Raw genomic sequence first — 2560 nt, forward strand, 5'->3', positions numbered from 1 at the left:
ACCCACGAACGGGGCGTTGAGCCGCACGATGGCCAGGTTGAGCGCAGCCGCAAAGCTGACCCAGACAAGGTAGGGCACCAGCATCAGGCCTGCCCGACGGGAGTGCCGGCCAAGCATCACGACCAGGAACAGCACCGAAAGCCAGAGTGCCACGACCTCCAGCAGCGCGAGGTCGGGGCGTTTAAGGAAGAAGAACAGGCCGCTCCAGGCCACGTTGAGCACGCCGTTGACGGCAAACAGCACCAGAATCAGCCGCCGCTGGTCGGGCCTCAGTTCCCGCCGCCAGACGTCCAGCGCGGCGAGGACGCAGAGCAGGAAAATAATCGTCCACGCCGGGCCGAACAGCCAATCGGGCGGCTGGAAGGCAGGTTTGGACAGCGTGTAGTACCAGGCGTCCAGCCGCGTGAGCAAGCCCCCGAGCAGGGCGACCAGCACGGCAGCCGAGGAGGCAACCAGCGGCGCGATCCAGCGGCCGCCCTGTCCGGTCATGCCCGGACCACCCCCAGGAGGTGCCCCAAGTCCTTGAAGAAGATGCGCAGGTGGGCCAGCGGTCGCGCTCGCACCAGCTTCTTGTACATATAGGCCTGCCACGTCAGGTGCTGCACGTCGGGATCCCGGCACATGCTGACGAAGCGCTCACGGCGCGCATCACTCGAGTACCAGAAACGCTGCAGCAGCCCCAGCACCCAGAACACCCGCCCGTGCGCCCGCATGAAGCGGCGGCGGGCCGACCTCAGCGCACCCGGGTCACCCGTCTCCAGCAAGCCGATGACGGCCTCGGCTGCCAGCCTGCCGCCGGCCAGCGCGTAGTAGATGCCCTCTCCCGAAGCGGGCGCCACGACCCCGGCTGCGTCACCCGCCAGCACCACACCGCGGCCGTCGTCCCAACGCCGCAGGGGACGCAACGGAATCGGCGCACCCTCCTTGCGAACCGTGTCGCTGAGATCGAGCCCGGTCGCGCTGCGCAGCTCCGCCACTGCATTACGCAGCGAGAAACCCTTCAGCGCGCTGCCGACTCCCACACTGACGGTGTCACCGTGGGGGAAAACCCAGGCGTAAAAATCCGGGGAGAGCTGACCCTGGTAATACACGTCGCAACGCTGGCCGTCGTAATCGGCACCGGCGGCCGGCGAGCGGACGATCTCGTGATAGGCCGCCACGTAAGGCACCCGACCAGCATCCGGAATGCACTGCCTGGCTACTGAAGATCGCGCACCATCGGCGCCGATGACGGCGCGGGCGGTCACCTTGCGGGTCACCGGCGCCTGGTCGGCCCCGCGCACGTCATAGCTCAGTTCAATGACGCCATCCTCAAGGTAATCGAGACGATCGAACTGGCCGGTCAGCCTGACCGCTCCATGCGCGGCCGCACGGCCACGCAACCACTCGTCGAAGCTTTCCCGGTCGACCATGCCGACGTAGCCGCCCTCGATGTGCATGTCGACACTCACGGCCGTCGGCGAGACCATCCGCGCCGACCTGATGCGTGCGACCAACAGCGATTCCGGCAGGTCGAACTCGATCATGGCCTGCGGGGGAATGGCGCCGCCGCAGGGCTTGATGCGACCCGCCCGGTCCAGCAGCGCAACACTCAGCCCGCGACGGGCGAGGTCGTCTGCAGCGGTCGCTCCCGCCGGACCACCACCCACTACCACCACGTCGAAATTTTCAGTCTGCATCTGTTACCTCCCCCCCGCGGGGACCGTAACGGCCTCCCGCCCTAGCCAGGTTCGGGCCTGCGCCGCGACCGACGAGGGCCCGATGTGCCTCGCCAGGTAAGCAGCAACCAGGAACACCAACCCCTCCAGGAAGAACACCATGGAGTACGCCGTCAACACCGAACCACTCGCCCACCGGATGAGATCGACGAGGCCCGTGCCGGCGATTCCGCCAGCGGCAAAGGCAATCGCCTGGGCCGCACCCCAGAGGCCCATGCGCACCCCCTCGCGTGCGCGCGCGCCTTCCGCCACCATCGCCATCATCGAGCCGATGGCCGCCACCGAAAAAGCGCCGTTGGCGGCGCCCAGCGCAAAGACCGAGGGCGCCAGTGGCCAACGGTCGGGCAGGTAACCCGCGACTGCCAGGCCGAACAGGGCAAGCCCAGAGGCGAGGCAACCGCCCACACACCAGGCCGTCAGGCTGCCGAGCCCACGGCCGGCTCCAGATCGGGCCAGCCCCGCAACCAGCAGCATGCCGAGCAGGACACCCGCATTCTGGATCCCGGACAACTGGGTGGACTGCCCCGGGGTCAATCCGAAGATCGACCCGGCAAAGGGCTCCAGGATCAGGTCCTGGGCAGAATAGGCCAGCATCGAGACAAAGATGAAGACCGTCAGCCGTCGCGCCCGGGTCTCGGCCCAGACTTCGCGCAGGGCCGTCCGGAAGTCCGGCATGGTGTCGGGCTCCGGCACCGCCGGCGCGTCCCCCTCGACACCCCACACCGCCAGCGTGGCAACCAGCCACGCCATCCCGACCACGCCCGCCGACACGGCGACCATGCGGGGCAGGCTGAAGGGTTCGAGCAACGCACCCGCGACCCCCGCGGTCAGCACGAAGCCGG

At 68.3% G+C, this 2560-nt stretch carries 3 protein-coding genes; all 3 read right to left on the reverse strand.

All coding sequences use genetic code 11. The features are described from left to right. Positions 1-489: TspO/MBR family protein (locus VKP62_16435; GenBank protein MEB3198782.1), on the reverse strand; the 489-nt coding region annotated here is incomplete at its 3' end. Further along, positions 486-1679 (reverse strand): geranylgeranyl diphosphate reductase, encoded by a 1194-nt coding sequence (locus tag VKP62_16440; protein ID MEB3198783.1) that lies wholly within the window; start codon positions 1677-1679, stop codon positions 486-488. The genes VKP62_16440 and VKP62_16435, both read right to left, overlap by 4 nt. A 3-nt stretch (positions 1680-1682) precedes the next feature. Then, a partial coding sequence (locus tag VKP62_16445; GenBank protein MEB3198784.1) for a PucC family protein occupies positions 1683-2560 on the reverse strand: 878 nt, incomplete at its 5' end.

Source organism: Candidatus Sericytochromatia bacterium (assembly GCA_035285325.1).
Classification (GTDB): domain Bacteria; phylum Cyanobacteriota; class Sericytochromatia; order S15B-MN24; family JAQBPE01; genus JAYKJB01.